Genomic DNA, 21,957 nt, shown 5'->3' with positions numbered 1-21,957 from the left:
TCAGATGCGCGAGAACGCTCTCGTGGCCAACGCGAGACGCATCCGCACACTCTCCTCGTCGGCCGTTGCGCGCGTGGTGACATAGTCCAGGTCAGATTCGCTGAGAAGTTCGTCAACGGCGTGGCTGACCTCCGCCGAGGTCGGCTCGCTCCCGGCGTCGAGCCGGCGGGCAAGGCCTACCAAGAGTGCTTCGGTGAGGGCGGCGTTCAGTTGGCGGCCCCGGACGCGAAGAGCGCTTCTCCCGGCTTCCTCCAACACCAACTCCGCGGCTCTGCTGAAGCGTCTTGCGATCAGATCGGCGTCCAGCTCGTCCAATTGACGATGGGCACCAACGAAATCGTTCAAATACTTCTTCAGTGGACGCTTGTAGCTGCCCGGCGAAACGTACAGGGCGATGAATCTGAGCACTATCTCCTGGTCGCGCAGGCGTGGCGACGGCGGGCCATAGAGCGCTCGCCACGCCGGGTTTTCGTTCAAGCTGGTCAGGAACTTGATGAACTCACCAGCATAGAGCGCCACGCGAATCTCGTGTGCCGTGAGCTGGGTACCGCCGGAGTTCAACCGCTCGAATATCTGGTAGACGCCGTCGAGCGATTCACGAGTACCGTCGGTCTTGACGATCGTCGCCTGGATGAAGGTGTTGTCGAGCGTCCGGCGCTGCTCCGGCGAAAAGGTGCGGTAGGTCAGTCCCTGGAATCTTTCCGCGACATTCTGGAGTGCGAAGTCGCGACCGTTTATGCTGCCGCCATAAAATAGGCTCAGGGTCTTAATTCGTTGCTGTCCGTCCAGGACGAGATAGCGGCGGTCCTGCTGTTGGACCAAAAATATTCCCGGGATGGGGTACCCAAGCAGCAGTGACTCGATGAAACGATCCATCTGCGACCGCTTCCAGACGAACTCGCGCTGGAATCCGGCTGTCTCGATTCCGGGATCATCGTTGCCGAAGGACGGAACGACAATATCGCCCCGATCGTGTCGGCGGACTAGGCCTTCGACGTCGAAGTCGGTACCACTGTAGCTGATCTGCGGGGGGTCGGGGTCCACCTCCTGAAGCTCGGCCTTGTCCTCGTCACGCAACTCCTCGGAGTCGCTGTCATCGCCCGCTCGTGCAGCCGTCTCGGTCACCTCCTCGTGTCGTCGTACCGGCGACGGGACCGTGCCGGAAAGGATCTCAGAACAGGCGGATCGGTTCGGTCGTTCAATGCCTGCGGTGGCCCGCCTGCGCTGACTGCCGACCATAGCGATGCGTTGCCGCAGAGGCTACCAGCATCGACACGCTGACGAGATCACAGCGCGACCAGCGGGCGGTCCGAACGAACTAGGTCGGGCCCGGCCCGGTCGAAAGTAACGGCCTGTGGGGGCCGGCCCTGATGGCCAAAAGTGCTCACGGCTGGTTAGTCCGGAATAGTCACCGAGCGCCGCCGCGGTCGTGAGTCATGGCGTTTCCCTGATGCCGGGCCACGCGGATGGCACTCTGTCGCCATGGGGTTGGTCCGCCGTTGCGATCTCACGGCACCAGGCAGTTTCGGGCGTGGCGAGGTTCCGACCGACCGAACGCCGCTGGGCGCCGCAGGCCGCGGAGACCGGTGATGAAGGTCGCGACCGTCGTCAACTCCAAGGGCGGGGTCGGCAAGACGACTCTCACGGCCAACCTCGGCGCTGAACTCGCCCGCCGAGGGCGGCGCGTTCTCCTGCTCGACCTCGATTTTCAGGCGAGCCTCACCCACTCCTTCTTCCGGCCGGCTGATGTGGGGCGAGAGATCGAGTGGCGAACCGTCGCGGACTGGTATGCGGCCCGTGGCCGTAGAGGGGTGGGCCCGGATCTCATGCAGTACGTATCGTGGCCGCAGGCAGTTCGAACACACGCCAGAAGAAATGGTGGGGAACTCGCGATCGTGGCGTCCGATCCGAAGCTCGAGGAGGTTGCCGCCCGGCTCGGAGTGGAGCTCGGTGATCCCAGCTCGCGTCGCTACCAGGATCGGCACCGCCGCGTTGTGACGCGGCTAGCCGACGGACTGCGGTCCCTGCGCCGTGAAGGATTCGACTACGTTCTCATCGACTGTAGGCCGGATTTCGAGATTCTTACCCGATCCGCGGTCGTAGCCAGTGACGGAATCCTGGTACCGGCGCAGCCGGAGCGGTTGGCAACCTTCGGAATTCGTCATTTGATCGGAAAACTCGCCGACTTCAAACAGAAGAATCTTGAGCTCTTCGGCCAGTCACCCTCAGGTGAGGCGAGTATCGACGACCTAGCGCCCGTTGTCCTGGGTGTGGTGTTCACTCGAGTGAAGCACGGCGGCGGGTCCCCTGGGCCGATCCCGACGAGCCAGCAGATCATTGACGAAGTTCGCCGCATGTTCCCGACATTCGGCGCCATGATGCGCGAGAGCATGGATTTCCAGATGGGCGTCGACAGGTTGCTGCCTGCGGCGTTCGAGCTGGGCCCCGATAAAGCAGCGGAAATCCGTTCACTCGTCGAGGAATTTGAGAGCAGGATCGGTGGCGAGGTCGGTGGCTGAAAGCATGGCGGCCGTCCTCGCGGTGCTGGAGCAGGTCTCGGCGCTCATACGGAGCCTCGATGACGAGGCTGCGCTTGAACTCGTCGAGGGTCGGCTTGTTCTCGCGGTGGAGCGCAGAGTCGGGCCGCCGGTCGCCAGCGGCGATGTCAGTGACGAGCGACCCAGCGGCCCGCCGGCTCGTCAGAGCGTGCCGTGGAAAAGCGGCCGGAATGCTGAGGTCGGCCCCTCGGCCACCGCTGGCCGTGTTGACATCGTGGTGGTGCGCCGCCGTCTCGACGAGATGGGTAGCCGAGATGAGGCGCGCGAATTTCTTGCGGGTGTTGCTAGCAATAAGAAGGCCCTTCAGCAACTCGGCCGAGACCTCGGAGTACGGGTAAGCCTGAGCCTGCGTCGGGACGATATGATTGACGCGATCGTCAACTCGGCGGTCGGGGTCCGTCTCGATCAGGAGGGTATCCGAAAACGACTCGCGTCCTCGTAAGTGGGAAATCCACCCCGGCTTGAAAGCGGCGCTGACGGGCCTGAGCTTCCGCGTCTCGCGGCGCCCCTGAAGCGTGGGCGTTCGACGTCGCCGTCCCTGCCTGTCGGCGTCGCTGTCCCGGGACCAGCGGCTCGGCGGGAAGCCGCTTGACTCAGCAGTCCCGCAGGAGCCGGTCGAGAACGCGCGTGCCGAACACGAGGGCGTCGACGGGCACGCGCTCGTTCACGCCGTGGAAAAGGGCGGTGAAGTCGAGCTCCGGTGGGAGCCGGAGCGGGGCGAACCCGAAGTGCCGGATGCCGAGCCGGGAAAAGGACTTCGCGTCGGTGCCGGCGGAGAGCATGTAGGGCAGCAGCCGCGCCCCCGGGTCCTCCCAGGCGATCGCCCGGGCCATCGCGTCGACCAACGCCCCGTCGAAGCTCGTGTGCACGGCGGGCAGCGTGTCCCAAACGGCCTCGATGCCGGGGCCGAGGACGTCGACCAGCTCGCGCGCCAGAGCCGCCTCCCGGCCGGGCAGGAAACGGGCGTCGACGGTCGCCTCCGCCACCGAAGGCACCACGTTCGACCGGTATCCCGCGTGGAACAGGGTGACGTTGGCGGTGTCGCGCAGCGCGGCACCGATCAGGCGGGACAGGTTCCCGAGCCGGTCGACCGCGGCCTGTGGGTCGCCCTCGTCGAAGGGGACGCCGGTGAGGTCCGCCACGCCCTCGAGGAACTCTCGGACGGGATCGGTCAGGATCAGTGGGAAGCGGTGCGCGTCCAACCGGGCGACGGCCGCGGCCAGCTTCGCGATGGCGTTGTCGTCATGCAGCATCGCGCCATGCCCGGGCGCGCCGCGGGCGGCCAGCCGCAGCCACATCGAGCCCTTCTCCGCGGTCTCGACCAGGTAGGCCCGAACAGGGTCGACCGTGCCGCCGCCGGTTCGGTTGCCGGGGAGGGTGATGGAGAACCCGCCGACCTCGCCGATCGCCTCGGTCACGCCCTCGAACAGGTCCGGGCGATGCTCGACGAGCCAACGGGCCCCGAGGATGCCGCCGGCCTCCTCGTCCGCGAGGAACGCGAAGACCAGGTCTCGGGGTGGGACGACACCCTCGCGACGGAACCGGCGGGCCACGGCCAGCGTCATCGCGACCATGCCCTTCATGTCGACGGCGCCGCGACCCCAGACGTACCCGTCGGTCACCTCACCGGAGAACGGATGAACCGTCCACTCGCTCGCGTCTGCCGGGACCACGTCCAGGTGGCCGTGCACCAGCAGCGCGCCGCGAGACGGGTTCGCGCCCGGCAGCCGGGCGATCACGTTGCCACGGCCACGGGAGCCCGACTCCACGAGGATCGGCTCGTACCCGGCCTCGACCAGCTTCTCGGCGACGTACTCCGCCGCCGGCCGCTCGGTCCCGGGCAGGTCCGGATCGCCGAGGTTGGTGGTGTCGATGGCGATCAGCTCGCTGGCCAGCGTCACCACCTCGACGCACGGGTCGATGACGGGGTCGGTCAACGTTCAGCCCAGATATGCGCGCGGTCGAAGTAGTCCCGCAGCGCCGAGAGCAGCCGGTCGACGTCGCCGTCGTCGTTGTACGGCGCCAGGCCGAGCCGCAGGCCGCCGGCGTAGCCGAGTCCCAGCCGGCGGGAGGGCTCGTAGGCGTAGAAGGAGCCTGCTGGGGCGTTGACCCCACGTGTGCCGAGGAAGGCCCGGATGACCTGCGGATCCTGGCCCTCGAATGTCACCAGGAGAGTGGGCGTGCGGCGGGCCGCTCTGGACCAGAGCGTGGTCCCGGGCAGCCCGGACAACCCTTCCTCGATCCGCCGGCGCAGGCCGTCCTCGTGGACCTCCAGCGCCGCCATTGAGGCACGAAGTCTCGTGCGGCGGTCCGCCCCCGGTCCGGCCGCGGCGGGCGCCAGGTCGGCGAGGAAGTCGACAGCCGCCGTCGTACCGGCCATCAGCTCGTAGGGGAGGGTTCCGAGCTCGAATCGCTCGGGCACGGCGTCGGTCGCCGGCAGCAGCTTGTCGGGGTCGAGCTGTTCGAGAATCTCCGGCCTGCCGTAGGTGACGCCACAGTGAGGGCCGAGGAACTTGTAGGGCGAGCAGGCGTAGAAGTCCGCGCCGAGCGTCGGGACGTCCACCGCCCGATGCGCCGAGTAGTGCACGCCGTCGACGTGCAGCCACGCTCCGGCCGCGTGGACGACCTGGCTGATCGCGGCGATGTCGGGCATGGTGCCGATCAGGTTGGAGGCCGCCGTGACGGCGACCAGCCGGGTGGCGGGGGAGAGGGCCCGCTCGACGTGATCCGGCCTGAGCTCGCCCGTCTCCGGGTCGAAGTCGGCGAAACGGACTGTCGCCCCGACCGCCCGCGCGGCGAGCACCCAGGGCCGGACGTTGCCGTCGTGGTCGAGCCGGGTGACGACCACCTCGTCGCCCGGCCCCCATCGCCTCGCGAGCGTGCGAGCGAGGTCCATCGTGTTCTGGGTCATGCTGCGGCCGAAGATCACGCCGTTCGGCTCGACGTGGAGGAAGTCGGCGAGAGCGGCCCGGCAGGCGACGACGGCATCCTCGGCGTTCCGCTCGGCGAGGGTCGCGGTGCCACGGTTGGCCAGCGGATGGGTGAGCGTGTCGTAGACCGCTCGCGCCACGACCTCGGGGGTCTGCGAGCCACCCGGCCCGTCGAAGTGGGCGGCGCCGGCGGCGAGCGCGGGGAACCGGGCGCGGACCTCGGCGACGTCGTAGCCGGCGGCGGTCTGAGTGCTCTGGGGCTCAGTCATCCCGGCAAGCCTGCCAGCGGCGCGCCGCGGGCGCTTTGAGCGCCCCGACCGACCACGGCCCGGACGTCGCGGGAAAGCCCACCATTACCCTCGACATTGTTGAGTACCGGAGTCTGCGCGTGCGAGCTTGAATGGATTCCGAGCGACACGTCCTTCGGGGCTGTCGCCGGCCGGCGCTGGTGAATACCGCGTGCTTCGGTCCGGGCGGCACGAAGGCGGTGGCATCCAGGATGCCACCGCCCCGAACGTGCTCCGTGGGAGCGCCCGTTACTTCGCCGTCGCGAGCTTCCGGCACGCGGCAGCGGCCCGGCGGCACGCCTCCGCACAGGCCACCATCTGGCTGTCAGCGGGCATCTTGGCGCACATGTCGGCGCACTGGGTGCACATGTCCGCGCACATGCGGCACATCTCCCGCATGCTGGCCGAGTCCCGCATGATCATGTCGGCGCACATGCCGCAGGTGTCGCTGCAGTCCAGGAGCATCCGCATGAGGGCGGCGTCCATCATCTTCCCACCCTGGCGCATACAGTAATCCATGGTGCTGCGACAGGCCGAGCGGGCGTCGATGCATGCGTCAATGCATTCCTGCATCTCGGCGGTACGCACAGAAAGGGTGGTCACTGAGGGTCTCCTTTGCTCGTCAAAGTCGCCAGAACACGACCGTCGGTGCGTCTTTTCAGCCCCGATATGATCGTCGCGTGCGGCAAATTGACCGTAGCACCGCGTGATAGTGCGGGCAACGCGCGGTAAAGTGATCAGGATTTGCCTTCATCAATTCTCGGCGCGAGCTGGCGAGCCGAGGCTGAGATCTGCCCACGCAAGTCCGCGCGCGGGCGGCAGCAAATCAACGCGCATTCTTCCAGTTTCTTCGCACCTGCCCGATATGGGCCGGGGTCGCCGGTCAGAGACCCTCGGAATGAGGTGAACCGGGGGGAGTGGTGGCCGGGAAGAGCACCCGGAGCCAGGTGGTTGGCTGGGTGTGGCGATGCGAGGGTTGGCAGGGCCAATAGCATGGCGTCGATGCCGACGCTCCTGATCGTCCACCACACGCCGTCGCCGTCCATGCAGGCGATGTTGGAAGCAGTGCTCGCCGGCGCCAGGGACGAGGCGATCGAGGGCGTGGAGGTCGTCGTCCGCCCGGCCCTGGCGGCCACCGCGGTCGATGTGCTGGCGGCCGACGGCTACCTGCTCGGGACCCCGGCGAACATCGGCTACATGTCGGGGGCTTTGAAGCACTTCTTCGACCAGATCTATTATCCCGTGCTTGAGACGACTGTCGGTCGGCCGTACGCGCTCTACGTGCATGGGAGCAGCGACACGACCGGCGCGATTCGAGGGGTCGAGACCATCGCCACCGGTTTGAGGTGGAAGCGCCTGCGCGATCCACTCTCCGTGACAGGTCAACTGGACGCCGCCGACCGCGAAGCGTGCTGGGAACTCGGCGCTGTCGTCTCCGCGAGTTTGGCAGACGGCTGAGCGCCGGTCCCAAGGCCCGCAGATCGGGAGGTCGACCTCAGGACCGTGTGACAACGAGACCGCGAAGGTCGGCCGGGGTGCCGAAGAACGTGTCGCGATCGGTCGTGGCCGTGATGCCGGGGACCTGGCCCGTCGAGTGCTGCCAGAATGTCAGCCTGGGCCAGCCGGCGAATGGCTGCGGTGAGAGGGTGCGCGGCTGCGCGGCCCACAACCGGGTCGTCCGGGTAAAGGCGGCGGTGTTCTGCAGGCAGGTTCGCCAGAAGTTGGCCGCAGTGTAGATCATCGGTGTCACGCCGGTGCGGGCCGCGACGCGGGCCAGGAATGCCCGGATGTAACTGGTCCAGGCAGCTGGGCCAATTCCGTCGCAGGCGGCGAGCTTGGGGTGACGTTCCACGTCGAGGACCGGCCAGAGGGTCGTGCCGTCGCTTAGGTCGCCGGTCAGGGCCAAGAACCGGTCGGCGTCGGCCGTTCCGGTGGCGGTGGCCGGGTTGGCGAAGAAGTAGGCGCCCCGGTACAGGCCGGCAGCCGCGGCGCCGTCGTACTGGGTGCGGAAGCTCGGGTTCGCTCCGTAGCTACCGACCGCGCCCACGTACGCGAACTGGTATCCCGCCTTGCGCACCTGGCGCCAGTCGATGGACGGCTGCCACTTGGACACGTCGATCCCGGCGACGACCGCGCCCGGCGTTGGTGCCATTGCTGAGGCGGGCCCGGGGGCGAGAGCTGCGACCGTCGGGGGCACGGCCCCGCCGGCGTCTTCCGGCGCCGGAAAAGCCCCGGGGGAGGTCGTCCCGGAAGCCGACGGAGCGATGCTCTCGACCAGAGGGTGTGCAGCGAGCGGAGCCGCCTGAGTGGACGGCGTCTGGGCGCGGGGGCTGGGTGGCGTCGGCGTGGAGTGGGCCGGTGTCCGCCCGCAGGCCGCCACGAGCAGCAGGCCGACAAGCGCGGCCTGGGATACCCGCCTGGCCGCGACCGATTTCCGGCCATGGGGAGGAGATCTCATCCCCGCCACGATCTCAGGCGGCCGCAACGGACCGGCTGTCAGGTGCCGGACCGCGTGACCCGAACAGATACGTCGCCGCAAGATCTACCACGACACGTTGTTGACGACGCCCGATCGCGTATTTCCGCAACTGCGGTCAACGGCCGCGGCCACACCCGACCACGAGAAGCGCCTGCGCGAGCCGCTGTCGATCGTCGGCGAGGTCATGCCGTCGCGGGAGCGGCGCCTCTCAGTCCCGTGAGTAGAGGTCGACCGGCAGGAAGGTGCGGACGGGGACGGGCTCTGCCCGCATCATCCGCTCCATGAGGTCGACAGCGTGCTCGGCCAGTCTGGCGTGGTCCTGCACGACCGTCGCGCAGAGTGGGCTCACACCCGAGTCGACGAGCGCCACGACCTCGGACGTCCCGTCCACGCCGATCACCTGAGCAGCCGCTCCGCCGCCGGAGCCGAACATCTGCACGGCGTCGACGGCGCCGAGCGCCATCTCGTCGCTGGTGCAGAAGATCATGTCGACGGATCTTCCCTGCTGGCCGAAGGACGTCAGCTTGCGACGCGCGATGTCCCGGGCTCGCCTGCGAACGAATCCGCCTTCCTCGTCGAGGACGATCTCGGCCTGAGGGCACCGGTCACGCATCACTTCGACGAATCGTCGCTGCCGACCGGTCTGGCCTCTGCCCGCGATGACCAGCACGACCGGATTCGTTCGACCTCCGCGACGCAGCTGGTCGGCGACGTAGTCGGCGGCCCGTTCGCCGATTTGTTCCGGGCGGTATCCGACGAACGCGGCGTTGGGTGGATAGTCGCTTTCGTTGCGGAAGGGATCCACGTCCGCGAACACCACCGGAACCGAGGCGTTACGACAGAACTCCGCCAGGTCCTCGTACGTGTTCTCCGGGTCGGCCGGGATGACAAGGCCCGCGGAGTACCGGGCGCTCTTGGTGATGGTCTGCCGGAGGCGGTAGTTCTGCGCGGCGCCGAGGTAGTCCCGATCGGGAATCTTGAGGACGAGGTCGAAGCCCCGGCGGTCCAGGGACTGGTCGACCGCCCGCAGCAGGTCGGCGAGCCAGTGCTTCTGGCCCCAGGCTGACATCACGACGAAAACGTTGCGCTGCGGTCCCGGCCGCCGCCACTTTCTCGAACTCAGTACGAGAAGGAGGAGAAGGAAGGAAACCGTGCCGAGGAAGATTCCGATGGGAATCCTGGCGCCAGCGAGCAGACTGTTTTTCAGCTTTCCGAGCGCGCTCGTCGCGGCGATGACACCGAGCCCGCCGAGCACCGAGGTGACGATCGCGAACAGCACCGGTCGCCGCTGCGGGTCAAGCATGCGAACGCCCTGCCTCCATCCGCCCTCCTCGTTCCTGTCAGCAGGCGTGAAAGGTCCGTGAGGAATCTTCGGGTTTCCGCGAGAGCGTCAGGCGCGATGACTCGGACAGGTGCCGACGAAGACCTGAGGGATCAGCTGATGAGCCTACCGGGAACGCGACCGACGGGACCGGTGATTCCAATAGCCGCATCCTCGGGTAGGCGAGGTGCCTCGACCGGCGACGGCGGAACATCGTAGGCGCGGCTCGGAACAGGCGGCGGAGTCAACGGGAAGCGTCGCGGAGTCAAGTCCGCTCGCCAGCGGTGCGGCACGTTGAACCCATGAGCAACCAGACCTCCCTGCCCGCGCCGACCAGCGAGGCTACCGTCCGGGCGACGGCCTGGGCGCCCTTGGCCGCGCTGGCGTCGGGGACGACCGTGCTCGTGACGAGCGAGTTCCTGCCCGCGGGCGTCCTGCCGACTATGGCCGCGGACATCGGCGTCAGCGAGGGCGTCGCGGGCCTCGCGGTCGCGGCCACCGCGATCGCGGGCGCCTTCACGGCGCCCACGATCGCGCTCCTGCTGCCGCGGACGGACCGGCGCTCGGTGCTCATCGCGCTGCTGGTCGCCGGCGTGGTCGCCAATCTCGCCGTGACGGTCGCCCCGAACTTCGCCGTGCTGCTGCTGGGGCGACTGCTGCTCGGCATCGCGATCGCCGGTTTCTGGTCCTTCGCTTTTGGCGCGGGCCTGACCGCGATGCCCGGCAGGCCGAGCACCGTGTCGACCGCGCTCGCGTTCGGGGTGAGCCTCGCGACGGTACTGGGCGTGCCGCTGGCCGCGTTCGTCGGCAATGACGTCGGCTGGCGGGCCGCCTTCGCCGGTGCCGCGGCCGTCTGTGCCGCCGCGGCGGCCTGGCTCGCGGTCAGCCTGCCAGGGGTGCCGGCGCATCCGTCCGCCGGTCTGCCGATGCTGCGGGCGGCCCTCGCGCGGCGACGGCTCATGGCGGGGATCGGGTGCGTCGCCCTGGCCGCGTTCGGGAACTTCGCCAGCTACCCGTACATCAGGGTCGCGATCGAGCGGGTGAGCGCCGACACGACCTGGCTGCTCGTCGCCTGGGGCGTCGGAGGCATGGCGGGCAACTTCCTGGCTGGCGCGCTCGCCGCCAGGCTGCGGCAGCTGGCGGCCGGGGCGCCGATCCTGCTCGCCGCCGGACTGCTGGTCACCGCCACGGCGCACTCCGTCGTGCCGCTCGCCGCCGGGATCGTGCTGTGGGGGTTCGCGTTCAACATGCTGCCGGTCGCGACCCAGCTGTGGGTGACCAGAGTCGAGCCAGACCGCGCGGAGGCCGCGGTGTCGCTGCAGGTCACGGCGTTCCAGGTCGCGATCACGCTGGGCGCCTCGGTCGGCGGCGCGTTGCTAGACGCGCACGGCGTGCGGGTGCCGCTGGTCGTCGGGGCCGCCTCGGCGCTCGCCGCCGGCCTCGGCTTCGGGCTCCTGCGGGTGCCCCGCGGCTGACGACGACGTTGCCGCGCGCCACGCCTGCGGGGCCGCGCCGTGGTGAGCGGCGAACGCCCTGCTGAACGCCGCGACCGAGCCGTAGCCCACCGCGGACGCCACCCGTCCCACCGGTTGGGAGCCGTCGGCCAGCAGGGTGCGTGCGTGGTGCATCCGCAGCTCACGCAGGATCTCCATCGGCGACCGCCCCGTCGCGCGCCGGAACCGCGCCGTCAACGCGGATCGCGACAGGTGCGCCACCCGTGCCATCCGCTCGGGCGTCCAGTCCTCGCCCGGATCCGACGCGAGCGCGGCGAGCACGTCGGCGACGGCCTCGTCCTGCCCCGGCCGCTCGTCGCGTTCGCGAGTCTCCAGCCAGGAGGTGACCAGCGCGGCGCCGAGCAGGCTCGCGTAGCCGAACGCGAACAGCGGCGTGAGACACCGGCCTTCGAGCGGGCACGTTCCGATGAGGCGCGTCACGGCGGGATGGCGACCGCTGAACCCTCGTACGACGAACGGGCTCGGCAGCCGATAGGACGAGGCCACCACCGGTCGCAGGTCCGCCGCCGCGACCAGGAGGTTCTCGCCGGCGACGAGTCGGTGGGCGGTGCGCGCCGCGACGAGCGCCGCGTCTCCGGGGTCGAGAGCATGGCGCTCGGCGGCGGTCTCGAGCTCCGCGGAACCGTCCAGGACGAGCACCCACAACGGACCCCGCGCGCCCGGGAGCGCCGAGCCGGCCGGAACGCGCTCGTGCTGGAGCCGCGACATCTCCCAGACGTTCCCGTGTGTCGAGAGGCGCACGGTGTCGGACCTCGGCTCGTTCACGGTCGCGGCCACACCGACAGAGCGCTGCGCCAGGCACGGCGTATTCCGGACCTCGGGCCAGTGGGCGGTCTACCGTGCTGCGCGGAGTGGAGCCGCCTGTCGGGGCGGTGCAAGATCTCTCGTCGCCGGACCCGAGCAGCCACGGCTTCGTCGATGTCGTTAGGTGGTTCCGTCGGCTTCGGACTGCGATGACTCGGGAGGAGTCGGATGACGGGGAGGGAACCCGAATACGGCTACCCGTTTTCGGCGATCGCGGCCGACGAGGAATGATCGCGAGTTTGGCCCTCGATTGGTTGTGAGAAGGGTCGGTTCACGACCACCCGAGGGCCAAAACGGCGATCACTCCGCCGGGCCGACCTCGGCCGTCACGGAACCAGCCGGTCCCGTGCCGTCGGTGACCGGTTCGAGGACGAGGACCGGGATCTGGCGGTCGATCCCGCGCTGGTAGTCGGCGTAGTCCGGAAACGCGTCCACCGCGCGGCGCCACCAGAGGGCCTTCTCGTCGCCGAACACTTCGCGGGCCCGGTACTGGCGCGTCACCGCGCGGTCCTGGAGCTCGATGACCGGCTCGGCGAGCAGGCTCGAGTACCACTGCGGGTTGGCCGGTTGGGCGCCGTTGGACGCGACAGCGGCAAAGCTGCCCTCGTGCTCGACCCGCATCACCGGTGTCTTGCGAACCTTGCCGCTCCTGGCGCCCAGGTAGGTCATCAGCACCATGGGCTGGCCTTTCATCGTGACGCCGTCCGTCGTGCCGGTGCGCACGATCTGCTCGACATGGTCGCGCACGAACCCCAATGCGCTCGGTTCGTAGTCGCCCGTCCTGGGCCCGCGCTGATCAATGCGCCCGGCCCGTCGCGATTCCGCGACCAGACCGGGCCGGTGCCCGCGTGGCTGGTCGGGGCGCCTGGTGTCCACGTTGCGGGTCAAGGTGTTGAGGAGGCCGGGTAGCTCCGTCACCGTCTCGGCGGGCAGGCCGGTCACGGTCTCCTGCGCGAGAGCGCACCACAGCTCCTTGACCTGCTCGGCCACCGCCTGGCCGCGGTCGGTGAGCTCGACGACGCTCGCGCGCTTGTCGGACGGGGCGGGGGCGCGGCGGAGGTGGCCGGAGGCTTCGAGCTTGCGGGTCATGAGCGTGACGCTGGGTGGCTCGCAGCCGAGGGCCTCGCTGAGCTGAGCCTGGATCATCGGGCCGGTCCTGGCGAGCTCGAGCAGGAGCGCCTCCTGCCCGGGATACAGGCCGAGCGGGGCCAGCAGGGCCGCGGCCCTGGCCCGGTGGCGCAGGCTCAGGAGCCGGATGGCCTGGTTGATGGCGTCAGCGTGCTCGAACTCCACGGTCGCTCCCTGACGAGACAAGTTATGCGCATAACGTTATGCGCATAACTAACTGGGCGTCAAACCGACGTATTCGAGCGTGACGCCGCACCGGTTCGGCCAAGCCGTCGGCGGGACTGTCGTCAAGCCGACCTTCGTCATCCACCTCGACCCGCCCAGCGAACTCTCCGTGACGCTGGCACACCTCTACGTCCAAGACCGGCGTCGGGAGGAGAAGATTGTGATCACCCTGCGTTCAGGTGCGCGTCGCCTCGTGCTCGGAGGCGCGGCGGCCGTCCTCGTCGCCTCGGCGGCGGTCGTCGGTGGCGCCGCCACGCCGGCGCTGGCGGCCGGCACCTGCGTCGACCAGTTCTCGGGAGCCGCGCTCCCGGTGACGCTGAGCGGGACGAACGGCAACGACGTCCTGACCGTCACGAGTAGCAACGCCGTGGTCGACGCCCTCGGCGGCAACGACACCGTGAAGGTCGGTCCCAACCTGTCCGGCGTGGTGATCTGCCTGGGCGACGGTGACGACACGGTCACCGGCAACGGCGGGGCGCCGAACCGTGCCCTGTCGGTGATGGGCGGCCCGGGCAACGACGCGATCACCTCCGGCAGCGGCGGCGACGTGCTCAACGGCGGCACGGGCTTCGACTTCATCGACGGCGGCGCCGGCAGCGACATCTGCAAGAACGTCGAGACCGCCGCGAGCTGCGAGCTCGTCCAGAACTGACGCGACCCACCGGTCACCCGCGCCCGCGACCCTGGTCCCGGGCGCGGGTGGCTGCCGAAGATCACGAGGTGGCCAGGAGGGAAGGGCCGGCGCGGAGCGGGTAGCCGGCTAGTTGGCTGGCGTCACCTGGGGTCGGATCACCATCGCCTGGGCGGTGGGCCCTGACCGGTCTTGGCTCGGCTTCAGAGCCATTCGTCCAGCTGGTCCCAGGTCGCGGTGACCTCGATGGGGTCGATGGCGTCGACAGCGAGGAGGTCCTTCTTCCGGAAGGTGACCTGCTCCATCGCGTAGGTGCCGTCCGACGTCAGCCGCAGCCGTTCGACGGACACCGCGGGGCCGTCGTTCTGAGCGAGCCGGACGATCCAGTAGAAGCCGATGCCCGCCCTGGCGTAGCGGACTCGCTTGACGAGCAGGTCGTCTGAGACCGATCCAGGTGACACGATCTCGATGACGATCAACGTGTCGGCCGCGGTTGGCTTGCCCTGCCACCGCCCCCGGCGCGGGTCGTCGAGGCAGCGGAAGAGGGTCAGGTCCGGGCGACGGAAGTGGAACGGCACCTCCGTGAGCAGGACGTCGATGTCGGCACGGACCCGGTGACAGGTCCCCGTGCGCTGGTCGTGCTTGCGAGCGGCCTCGGCGAGCGCGTTGAGCAGAGCGTGCTGGACTGTCAGGTGCTTGTCGCTGGGCGAATGACAGATGACGACCGAGCCGTCCGAGACCTCGATCCGGCTGGCGAGATCCTCGGGAAGCTCTTCGTAAAGATCGAGAGTTATCTCGGGCGCCTGCGCCGCGGCACGTAGCCACGACCAGTCGGGAGCCTCTGGCGTCGCCATGCCCGTCACGTTACCCGCCACTCCCGACGCGCCACCGCCGGTCGAAACAGGTGCTGGCCTGATGTTCGGGCGTCGCCGTATCCGGTTACGGAACCAGATCGATGCGCGACGCGCCGTGATGCTCGCTGGGGCGTCGGCGGGGCGGACGCCGCTAGCCTCTTAGGCCGATCGGCCACCTCGCCAACGCGGCTGGCGGGCTCGGCGGCTGGCGGGAGTGCTCGACCCGGACCGGCGACGGCGGCGCGGCCGTAGCCCGTGACGGGCTGTTTCCGCAGGTCATGGGCGGCCGGTGGGCCGCGGCCGCAAGGTCCACCTGACAGGTGGCGCCCAGGTTAACGGGATAGATGTGTGCAAAGAGCCAGGAGGTGGGCAGCCCGGAGTTCTGAGGGGAGTGCGGATGACGGAACAGGAAGACGGCTCGGCCGGAGCGCCGCGCGGCGCGACGGTGATGGCGCAGACTCGCCGAGCGGCCGCGAGCGAACGGCCCGGCGCCCCGGCCACCTGGCCGCCACCGCCGCGCAAACCTTGCCAGACCCGGCAGAACGTCCAGCTGGCCGGCCGCCACGACCAGACGGCGGCCCGCCCGGCGGCCGGGGCCATGGAACGGGGTGGGGTCCGGCCTGGCGGCTACAACCCCGCACTGGACGGCGTCCGGGCGCTCGCGGTCCTCGCCGTGCTCGTGTTCCACATGGACTCGCTGCGCGGCGGCTACCTGGGCGTCGACGTGTTCTTCGTGCTCAGCGGTTTCCTGATCACCGGGCAGCTGCTGGCCGAGTGGGACCGGACCGGCGCCGTGTCCCTGCCCCGGTTCTATCTGCGCCGCGCCTACCGTCTGCTGCCCGCGTTCTGGCTGTTGGCCCTGGTCGGCTTCGCTTCGGTCGTGCTGCTGGGGATGGGCCCGGACAGCGACCGGTCCGAGTTCCTCGACAGCCTGGCCGCCTCGATGCTCTACCTGAACAACTACTTCCAGGTCGCCCGGCAGAGCACGGGCGCCGGCTGGCTGGGGCACACCTGGTCGCTGTCGCTGGAGGAGCAGTTCTACCTGCTCTGGCCGCTGCTCCTGATCGCCCTGTGCCGCCGGCCGTGGTTCGCGCGCAGGCTGCCCCTGGTCCTGCTGGGTGGGGTGGCCGCGGTCCTGGTGTGGCGCAACGTCCTGGTCGCGTTCGGGGCGTCGGGCACGCGGGCCTACTTCGCCCTGGACACCCGCGCGGACGCGCTGCTGGTCGGCTGCGCGCTGGCCGCCTGGCTGCGGGCGGCGCGCAGCGGGGCGGACGGCGGGGGCCGCGCAGCGCTGACCTGGCAACGCCGCCTGGCCCGGGTGCGGGCCGTCCTCCCGGTCGTCGGTCCCGTGGCGCTCGCCTTGCTGGCGGTGGCGGCCATGACCGCGCCGAGCGGATGGGGCCCGCGGCCGACCTCGCTCTCGCGCGGCGGTTTCACCGTCGTCGCGCTGCTCGCCGGGGTCGTCGTCCTCGCCCTGGAGCAGGGGCTGACGACGAGCTGGCTGTTCCGCGCCCTGGCCGCCCGGCCGCTCGCCTGGCTTGGCAAGATCTCGTACGGCTTCTACCTCTGGCACTTCCCGGTGGTCGCGCACTGGGGTGACGACCTGACCGGCTCGCTCGGCCGGTGGCCGGCGATCCTCGCCGTCGCGGCGATCTCGGTGGCGCTGGCAGCCGCGTCCTACTACCTGGTCGAACGACCCATCCAGCGCCGCCGCCGGTCCGCCTCGCGGACGGACCGGGTGAGCCCACCGGACCGTCAGCCCACCTTGACGGCTGTCGCGGGCCAGCCCGCGATGGCCGCCGCGGCGGCCGGCACCGGTGACCGCCTGGTGGGCGCGGCGGTCCGCGACGCCGGCTGGGAGCTGGGACAACCGCGCCCGCCCATCTGACGCCGAGCCCGCCGGCCCGGCGGCACGCGGCTAGGGACGGGCCGGAATGACGACGTTGTGCGGGGGCGCACCGCTTGACAGGGCGTCGAGCTGGCGGCGGAGCAGGGCGACGACGCGCGGTCGCATCGCGGCACTGTGCCCACCGACGTGGGGAGTGAGGATGACGCCGTCAAGACCCCACAGGGCGTGCTCCGGCGGCAGCGGCTCGGGATCGACGACGTCCAGCGCGGCCCTGACCCGGCCGGCCCGGACCGCGTCGACCAGGTCCGCGGTGATGACCACCCCGCCGCGCGCGACGTTCACCAACAGGGCGGCGGGCTTCATCGCGGCCAGGAACTTCCGGTCCACCAGGGCCGCCGTGCTCGGGTTCAGCGGCACGGCGAGCACGACGATGTCCGCGTCGGGCAGCAGATCCGACAGCTCGCCGACCGCGCGAACGACGCCGTCGGCGTCGACCCGGCGGTTCGTCGCCACCCGGACGACGTCGACCTCGAAGGGCTTCAGGCGACTGACGACCGCCCGGCCGACACCGCCCTGGCCGACCACGATCACCTTCGAGTCCGCCAGCGCCGGGGACTCGGCGTGGGCCCACCTGTGATCGGCCTGCGCGCGCAGCAACGTCGGCAGCCGGCGCTGGCTGGCGATCATCAGCCCGATCGCCAGCTCGGCGGTGGACGCCTCGTGCACCCCCGCGGCGTTGCAGAAGGTGTGGCCGTCGGGAAGCACGGCACCGACGCCCTCGTAGCCGATGGACTGGCTCTGCACGACCAACGGGCGCAAGCCCTGGAGCGCCGTCAGCACGGTTGGGGCAGCCATGTACGGCACCACGACGAGGTCGAGATCCACCCGGGCCGGCGGGCCGGACAGGTCCCAGACAGTCACCTCCGTCCCGGGCATGGCGGCGAGCGCGGCCCGGAGGTCCTCGGTCGGAACGGTCACGACCAGCGGCCCGTGGTGTCCGGACAACAACGAGGTCTCCTCCTGATGTCGTGTGCTCGTGGCCGTGAGCGCGTCGCGCGGCCGTCCGTCTGCCGTCGGCAGACAGATTCTGCTGCCAGCCGAGCGCCGGCCCGGTCCGGCCTGTCGCCGCTCTAGGTTGCCAGCATGACCGAGACGACGACCGCCCTCGACGGCGAAGCGATCACGGGCTGGGCGGCCGGCGTCCCGTTCACGGCGCTGCCACCGGCCGGCGGCGCAGGCGAGCCCGCGCCGCTGGTGGTGACCTGGCACATGATGGACGCGCCGCGTTCGGACGCCGCGTTCGCCGCGGCGCTCCCGCTGGCCGCAGTGCCCGCGTGGCGGGTGCATCTCGGGATGCCGTGGGTGGGGCGGCGCCCGCGGGACGACGGGTATGAGGCGGCGCTGGCCGATCCGATGCTGGGTTACGTCGAACCCGTCGTCCGCCAGGCCACCGACGAGTTCCCCGCGGCGCTCGACGCGTTGCGGGAGATGTTCGCCTTCCGGGACGGGCCGATCGGCGTCGTCGGCGCGTCCCTCGGAGGCAACGTCGCGCTCGACGTCGTGGCTCGGCTGCCGGTCGAGGTCTCCGTGGTGGCGCTGGTCAACCCGGCCATCCGGGCACGCACCGCGGTCGAGATCTTCACCGCGGCCGCCGGCACGACCTACGACTGGTCCGAGCCGGCCCTCGCCGCGGCCGGCCGGCTGGACTTCGTGGCCCAGGCCGGCCTGGTCAGCGCCCGCCGGCCGGCACCGGCCGTCCTTCTGGTCAGCGGCGCGCTCGACTACCCGAACAGCCGCGCCGACGCGGACGCCCTGGTGACCGCGCTCCAGGCCGAGTACCGGGAGCCCGACCGGGTTCGGCTGACGACGATCGAGGGCCTCGACCATCCGCTGGCCGAGCGTCCCGGCCTCGAACCGGCGCCCCAGCTCCCGTTGGCCAAGGTCGTCGACCGTGTGGTCGGCGACTGGCTGCGCGCGCACCTGTAACCGGACCGCGGCAGCCACGTCGGCTATGTGGCGGGGCTGGTCGGCCAGCGGTCCCAGCAGGTCTCATGATCGGGTGGATTCGGGGTAGCCCGGGCTACCCCGAATCCACCCGATCATGGATGCGGCTAGCTGCCGAGCCGCTCGTCCCGGTCAGCCTGCGCCTGGGCTCGTGGGTCGGGCACGCCGACGGGATTGGGCCACATCAGCAGCGGCGCGGCGGCCTGGGCGATCGGAGCGAGCAGCGTCGCGGCGCGTTCGGTCATGGCTGGTTCGAGCGCGTCCCAGGCGGGGCTGGCGAGGCGGTCCGTCGTCGCCTCCAGGTCGTCGGCGGCCGCCAGCGCCGGCGCGGTCGCAGCGCCGGCGGCGTCGAGCCAGCCGCGAGCGCGCAGCCGGTCGGCCGCCGCGTCCCACTCGTCGTCGGTCCAACCGCGGATCCGCTGGTAGAACGCACGGTCGGTGCCGCCCCTGCTGACCCGCCAGACGAGGCTCTCGGGGGCGTCGAGACCGGCGGTGACCAGGGCCGCGACGTGCCCGTCGCCTCGGTGTTCCCGCAGGATGGTGCTGGCGTGCCACAGGACGGCGACCGGGTCGTCGGGCCAGGGAAGCGCGGCGTTCGCGGCGCCGAGGACACGGCCGGCGACCGGCGCCGCCTCGGCCGTGGACCGCAGCAGCGTGGCCAGCTCGGCGACCTCGTCCGGGTCGGTGCCGGCGAGCAGCGGGCCGAGGGCGGCGCGGGCGCCGTCGAGCCGGGTGGCCAGCGCCTTCTCCGGGGAGATCCGGGTCCAGACCTCCGGCAGCGCGCGGGTCACCATGGCGGGCGCGAACCCGAAGAAGGCGCCGACGACCGGCCCGGCCTCGACCGGTCCCAGCGGCGCGGCCCGGCCCGCGAAGTACCCGCGCCAGTAGCCCCGCACGCCGGCGTCCTCCCACGCTGCCAGGCTGGCCGGCGCGAAGTAGGTGACGGCGTGCACCGGCTCGAACAGCCGCCACATCCGCTGGGCAACGTTGACCTCGACCATGACCCAACCCAATTCCGCCGCTCGACCGAGGTCAACCCCTGCCGCGGGCGCCTGGCCGTCCGGCGTCAGGACTGGGCGTCCGCGTTGGCGGCGATCGCGTCGCGGACGTACTGGGCGAGACCCTGGGCCATGTCCTCGTACAGCCGGGTGAAACGCTCGTCGGCCAGGTACAGCTCGCCGAGGCTGCGGTGCATGGTGTGGTCGCAGTCGTAGAACCAGTCGGTGATGAACCGGCGGTGCTGCTCGGCGAGCGCCATCGCGGCCGGCCCGTCCGCGGGCAGGCCGGCCCGCAGCGCGTCGCGGAAGGCACGAAGGCCCTCGTCCGACTCGACCTTCATCCGGGCCCAGTCGGCCTTCGTGTAGGCGGCCGTACGGCGTTGGGACTGTCGGTAGGCGTCGGTCTCGCCCCACCGCAGCTCGGCCTCGTCGGCCCAGGCCCCGCCGACCTGGTCGGTGCCGAAGACCTCGAGCTGCTCGTCCGGCGTCAGTCGCATGCCCATCGCGCGTGCCTCCAGTTCGTTGTCGATGGCGGTGACCATCGCGGCGAGCCGTGCGCCCCGCTCGACCAGCAGCTCCCGCTGCCGGCGCAGGTGCGCGACCATGTCCACGTCCGGGTCGTCCACCAGGGCTCGGACGGCGTCGAGCGTGAATCCCAGCTCGCGGTACACGAGTACCTGCCGCAGCCGCTCAAGATCGGGCCCGTGGTAGACCCGGTACCCGCCGGTGGTGCGGCCCGACGGGCGGACCAGGCCGATCCGGTCGTAGTGGTGCAGCGTCCGGACGGTTATCCCGGCCCGGCGCGCGGCCTGCCCGACCGTGAGCCCGGTGCCGGTCTCCGCCTGATCGCTGCTCACACCGCCGACTCTGTCCCCTGACCTCGCGTCAGGGTCAAGCCGCGCGGCGCGGACAGCTTGTAGAGGGCGACCAGGTAGCGGCAGGGGGTCTCGGCCGGGTTGAAGTACACGCAGTCGGCCGGGGCGCCGAGCTGGAGGCAGTCGCCCTGGTCCAGCTCGTGGACGTCGTCACCCTCGACGAAGCGGAGCCGACCGGCGAGGACCCAGATCTGCTGGTCGATGAAGCGATAGGTGCTGGCCGGCATCGCCACGGTCGCCCCGGCGGGCAGCTCGACCTCGACGAGCTCCAGACCGGTGCTCGCCGGCGGGGACACGGCGCGACGCGAGTAGCCGCTGTCGGGGTCGGTCCAGGCGGGCTGCTCGTCGTGACGGGTGAGCCGCGACGGCCCGCTCTCCGCCCGCGCGATCAGCTCCGAGAGCGTGAGGCCCAGCGCGCCGGAGAGCTTGGCCAGCAGGGCCGCCGTCGGCTGGGCCTCCGCGCGTTCGACCTTGGAGATCATCGCCCGGGAGACCCCGGACGCGTCGGCCAGCCCCGCGACGGTCAGGCCGCGCGCGGCCCGGGCGGATCGGACGGTGGCCGCCAGCGCGGCGCCGAGTTCGTCACTCACGGCTCCAGCCTAGTGAAACTATGGTAAGTCTCGCGTCTACTATAGGAACGTGCCTAGCGAACCCTGGCGGATCCGGCCGGCGACCGCGGCGGATGCCCCGGCCTGTACGGCGATCTACGCGGACTACGTCACCGACACGGCGATCACCTTCGAGACCGAGGTCCCGTCGATCGAGGAGATGGCCAGCCGGATCCAGCGGTCCAACGAGCGCCACGCCTGGCTGGTACTGGAGGCCGACGGGACGATCGTCGGGTACGCCTACGGGCGGGAGTACCACACCCGCGCCGCCTACGGCTGGTCCTGCGAGGCGAGCGTCTACCTGCGGATGGGCCGGCGCCGCACGGGCGCCGGGCGCGCGCTCTACCAGGCGCTGCTGCCCCGGCTCGCCGAGCGCGGCTACCGCCGGGTCATCGCGGGGATCACCCAGCCGAACGACGCCAGCAACGGCCTGCACTACGCCTTCGGCTTCACCGACGTCGGGGTCATGTACAAGATCGGCTGGAAGCACGGCGTCTGGCACGACGTCGCCTGGCTGCAGCTGGACCTGACGCCGGACGAGGACCCCGTCAAGCCGCCCAACCCGGTCGCCTGATACCCCGGCCTCAGAGCCGGGGCTCACCGAAGGTGGCCTGGTCGCTGCCCCAGGGGTGCGCGGGAAACGGGTAGTCGTCGAAGCCGGGGATCGCCGGACGGGCGGTCGTGCGCGTGCCGTGCGTGACGGCCGACCGCGCGGTGGGCGCCGCGGCCGGAGCGTGGCCCGGTTCGCGGTCCGGCCGGTCGAGCAGCCAGGCCGCGGTGCGGGCGAGGGCCGCGGCGAGGTCGCGGCCCCGGCCGTCGGCGGCGCGGTCGACCAGCGCGTCGATGATCGACGCGGCGAGCAGGTAGCCGGTCGCGTGGTCGAGCGCCTGCG

The 21,957-nt window shown here is 70.7% G+C and carries 21 protein-coding genes and 1 pseudogene; 8 read left to right on the top strand and 14 right to left on the bottom strand.

Annotated elements, in window-relative coordinates; translation table 11 throughout:
- Positions 1-1,125 (bottom strand): DUF262 domain-containing protein, encoded by a 1,125-nt coding sequence (locus tag I6A60_RS02425; protein ID WP_307838665.1) that lies wholly within the window; start codon positions 1,123-1,125, stop codon positions 1-3.
- A gap of 464 nt (positions 1,126-1,589) precedes the next feature.
- Between I6A60_RS02425 and I6A60_RS02420 the strand changes: the two genes are divergently transcribed.
- Positions 1,590-2,519: a ParA family protein gene (locus tag I6A60_RS02420; RefSeq protein WP_203016690.1), complete on the top strand. Its 930-nt coding sequence runs from the start codon at positions 1,590-1,592 to the stop codon at positions 2,517-2,519.
- Positions 2,512-3,000, top strand: a complete 489-nt coding sequence (locus I6A60_RS02415; protein ID WP_203016697.1) for a hypothetical protein — start codon at positions 2,512-2,514, stop codon at positions 2,998-3,000. The genes I6A60_RS02420 and I6A60_RS02415 overlap by 8 nt, the downstream gene beginning before the upstream one ends.
- A 151-nt stretch (positions 3,001-3,151) precedes the next feature.
- On the opposite strand, the gene I6A60_RS02410 is transcribed toward I6A60_RS02415, so the two are convergent.
- From I6A60_RS02410 to I6A60_RS02400, 3 genes are all read right to left on the bottom strand, one after another.
- On the bottom strand, positions 3,152-4,495 hold the full coding sequence (locus tag I6A60_RS02410; protein ID WP_203016698.1) for a M20/M25/M40 family metallo-hydrolase: 1,344 nt from the start codon (positions 4,493-4,495) through the stop codon (positions 3,152-3,154).
- Positions 4,492-5,757: a cysteine desulfurase-like protein gene (locus I6A60_RS02405; RefSeq protein WP_203016699.1), complete on the bottom strand. Its 1,266-nt coding sequence runs from the start codon at positions 5,755-5,757 to the stop codon at positions 4,492-4,494. The genes I6A60_RS02410 and I6A60_RS02405 overlap by 4 nt, the downstream gene beginning before the upstream one ends.
- A gap of 267 nt (positions 5,758-6,024) precedes the next feature.
- Positions 6,025-6,282, bottom strand: a complete 258-nt coding sequence (locus I6A60_RS02400) for a four-helix bundle copper-binding protein (protein ID WP_238434599.1) — start codon at positions 6,280-6,282, stop codon at positions 6,025-6,027.
- A 486-nt stretch (positions 6,283-6,768) separates the two neighbouring features.
- Between I6A60_RS02400 and I6A60_RS02395 the strand changes: the two genes are divergently transcribed.
- Positions 6,769-7,233 (top strand): flavodoxin family protein, encoded by a 465-nt coding sequence (locus I6A60_RS02395; RefSeq protein ID WP_203016701.1) that lies wholly within the window; start codon positions 6,769-6,771, stop codon positions 7,231-7,233.
- Between the two features lie 37 nt (positions 7,234-7,270).
- Here I6A60_RS02395 and I6A60_RS02390 read toward each other — a convergent pair whose 3' ends face one another.
- Both I6A60_RS02390 and I6A60_RS02385 read right to left on the bottom strand, forming a co-directional pair.
- Positions 7,271-7,927 (bottom strand): GH25 family lysozyme, encoded by a 657-nt coding sequence (locus tag I6A60_RS02390; RefSeq protein WP_203016702.1) that lies wholly within the window; start codon positions 7,925-7,927, stop codon positions 7,271-7,273.
- A 535-nt stretch (positions 7,928-8,462) separates the two neighbouring features.
- Positions 8,463-9,557 carry a sugar ABC transporter substrate-binding protein gene (locus I6A60_RS02385; RefSeq protein ID WP_203016703.1) on the bottom strand — a complete coding sequence of 365 codons (1,095 nt, stop codon included), beginning with the start codon at positions 9,555-9,557 and terminating at the stop codon, positions 8,463-8,465.
- A 320-nt stretch (positions 9,558-9,877) separates the two neighbouring features.
- Here I6A60_RS02385 and I6A60_RS02380 point away from each other — a divergent pair, with 320 nt between their 5' ends.
- Complete coding sequence (locus tag I6A60_RS02380) at positions 9,878-11,050, top strand: MFS transporter (RefSeq protein WP_203016704.1); 1,173 nt, start codon at positions 9,878-9,880, stop codon at positions 11,048-11,050.
- Here I6A60_RS02380 and I6A60_RS43300 read toward each other — a convergent pair.
- Positions 10,952-11,830 (bottom strand): AraC family transcriptional regulator, encoded by an 879-nt coding sequence (locus tag I6A60_RS43300; RefSeq protein WP_203016706.1) that lies wholly within the window; start codon positions 11,828-11,830, stop codon positions 10,952-10,954. The genes I6A60_RS02380 and I6A60_RS43300 overlap by 99 nt on opposite strands.
- A gap of 363 nt (positions 11,831-12,193) precedes the next feature.
- Positions 12,194-13,186, bottom strand: a complete 993-nt coding sequence (locus I6A60_RS43295) for a nitroreductase/quinone reductase family protein (RefSeq protein WP_203016715.1) — start codon at positions 13,184-13,186, stop codon at positions 12,194-12,196.
- 79 nt (positions 13,187-13,265) lie between these two features.
- Here I6A60_RS43295 and I6A60_RS43290 point away from each other — a divergent pair, with 79 nt between their 5' ends.
- Positions 13,266-13,898, top strand: coding sequence for a calcium-binding protein (locus tag I6A60_RS43290; RefSeq protein WP_203016717.1), 633 nt, complete (start codon positions 13,266-13,268; stop codon positions 13,896-13,898).
- 182 nt (positions 13,899-14,080) lie between these two features.
- Here I6A60_RS43290 and I6A60_RS02360 read toward each other — a convergent pair whose 3' ends face one another.
- Positions 14,081-14,731, bottom strand: a complete 651-nt coding sequence (locus I6A60_RS02360) for a Uma2 family endonuclease (protein WP_203016724.1) — start codon at positions 14,729-14,731, stop codon at positions 14,081-14,083.
- 397 nt (positions 14,732-15,128) lie between these two features.
- Between I6A60_RS02360 and I6A60_RS02355 the strand changes: the two genes are divergently transcribed.
- Positions 15,129-16,619 (top strand): acyltransferase, encoded by a 1,491-nt coding sequence (locus I6A60_RS02355; RefSeq protein WP_203016726.1) that lies wholly within the window; start codon positions 15,129-15,131, stop codon positions 16,617-16,619.
- Positions 16,620-16,649: 30 nt separating this feature from the next.
- On the opposite strand, the gene I6A60_RS02350 is transcribed toward I6A60_RS02355, so the two are convergent.
- Positions 16,650-17,585 (bottom strand): 2-hydroxyacid dehydrogenase, encoded by a 936-nt coding sequence (locus tag I6A60_RS02350; RefSeq protein ID WP_203016812.1) that lies wholly within the window; start codon positions 17,583-17,585, stop codon positions 16,650-16,652.
- 138 nt (positions 17,586-17,723) lie between these two features.
- Between I6A60_RS02350 and I6A60_RS02345 the strand changes: the two genes are divergently transcribed.
- Positions 17,724-18,566: a S9 family peptidase gene (locus I6A60_RS02345; protein WP_203016728.1), complete on the top strand. Its 843-nt coding sequence runs from the start codon at positions 17,724-17,726 to the stop codon at positions 18,564-18,566.
- 125 nt (positions 18,567-18,691) lie between these two features.
- Here the strand turns inward: I6A60_RS02345 and I6A60_RS02340 are convergent, their stop codons facing one another.
- The 3 genes from I6A60_RS02340 to I6A60_RS02330 form a co-directional block, all read right to left on the bottom strand.
- Positions 18,692-19,585, bottom strand: coding sequence for a hypothetical protein (locus I6A60_RS02340; protein WP_203016730.1), 894 nt, complete (start codon positions 19,583-19,585; stop codon positions 18,692-18,694).
- Between the two features lie 65 nt (positions 19,586-19,650).
- Positions 19,651-20,439, bottom strand: coding sequence for a MerR family transcriptional regulator (locus I6A60_RS02335; protein ID WP_203016732.1), 789 nt, complete (start codon positions 20,437-20,439; stop codon positions 19,651-19,653).
- Entirely contained in the window at positions 20,436-21,047 is a 612-nt protein-coding gene (locus I6A60_RS02330) for an XRE family transcriptional regulator (RefSeq protein ID WP_203016734.1), read from the bottom strand. Before I6A60_RS02330 ends, I6A60_RS02335 begins: the two co-directional genes overlap by 4 nt.
- A gap of 49 nt (positions 21,048-21,096) precedes the next feature.
- Here I6A60_RS02330 and I6A60_RS02325 point away from each other — a divergent pair, with 49 nt between their 5' ends.
- Complete coding sequence (locus I6A60_RS02325) at positions 21,097-21,639, top strand: GNAT family N-acetyltransferase (protein WP_203016736.1); 543 nt, start codon at positions 21,097-21,099, stop codon at positions 21,637-21,639.
- 10 nt (positions 21,640-21,649) lie between these two features.
- Here I6A60_RS02325 and I6A60_RS02320 read toward each other — a convergent pair.
- Positions 21,650-21,957 (bottom strand): annotated as a pseudogene (locus I6A60_RS02320) (hypothetical protein); the annotation flags it as partial.

Source organism: Frankia sp. AgB1.9 (genome assembly GCF_016786355.1).
Taxonomy (GTDB): domain Bacteria; phylum Actinomycetota; class Actinomycetes; order Frankiales; family Frankiaceae; genus Pseudofrankia.
This window is presented reverse-complemented; position numbering and strand designations above follow the sequence as displayed.